Annotated in this window: 2 protein-coding genes; both read left to right on the top strand. The window is 66.6% G+C overall.

Features of this window, described 5'->3' with window-relative positions:
• The coding region (locus tag E1288_RS46535; RefSeq protein WP_132495763.1) for an HAD hydrolase-like protein at positions 1 to 511 on the top strand (511 nt) is incomplete at its 5' end.
• An 80-nt stretch (positions 512 to 591) separates the two neighbouring features.
• Positions 592 to 751, top strand: a 160-nt coding sequence (locus tag E1288_RS50710) for an AsnC family transcriptional regulator (protein ID WP_132495759.1), incomplete at its 3' end; no start/stop codon positions are given.

The raw sequence follows: 751 nt of genomic DNA, 5'->3' as shown, positions 1-751 counted from the left end.
GAACGTGCTCGGTCTCGACGAACCGACCGCCAGGCGTGCCCTCCAGGTCTATCGAGCGGACTACGCCGAGAACGGCGCACTGGACAGCCGCCCGTACGAAGGCATTCCCGAGCTGCTGGACAAGCTGACCGCAGCCGGATTCCCGATGGCGGTGGCGACCTCCAAGGTGGAAGACCAAGCTGACCGGATCACGCGACACCACGGACTGGCAACCCGCCTGCTGACGGTGTGCGGCACATCCGATGCGGCGGGGCGCGAGACCAAGCAAGCGGTGATCCGGGAATGCCTGCTCCGGCTCCGAGCCCGCGGTGTCGATGTCTCCAGACCGCTCATGATTGGTGATCGAGGTTACGACGTGGAAAGCGCTGCCGCGGAAGGCACACCCACGATCCACGTGCAGTGGGGCTACGGTGATGCCGCCGACGCCGCCGGAGCGATCGCATCCGTCGCTTCGCCGGAAATGCTGGCCAAGATGCTGCTGGACGAAACGGCGCTGCCTGCACCGGCATGACCCCTGCTGGCGGCCTCGCCGCACGGAACCGCTGACACCGGCGGAGTCCGGCGAACTCAGCTCGAAGGAGATCACCTGCTGTGGACGCCATCGACGAGAAGATCATTGCCGAACTCTCCCGCAACGCCCGGATCTCCCACGCCGAGTTGGCCCATCGAGTCCTGCTGTCCCGCAACGCGGTGCGCCAGCGCATCGAGCGGCTGGAACGGCAGGGACACATCCGCGGCTACACGATCGTTC

It is taken from the genome of Saccharopolyspora elongata, from assembly GCF_004348985.1.
GTDB classification, from domain to species: domain Bacteria; phylum Actinomycetota; class Actinomycetes; order Mycobacteriales; family Pseudonocardiaceae; genus Saccharopolyspora; species Saccharopolyspora elongata.
The sequence above is the reverse complement of the archived record's forward strand: the minus strand, read 5'-3'. Positions and strand labels throughout refer to the sequence as shown.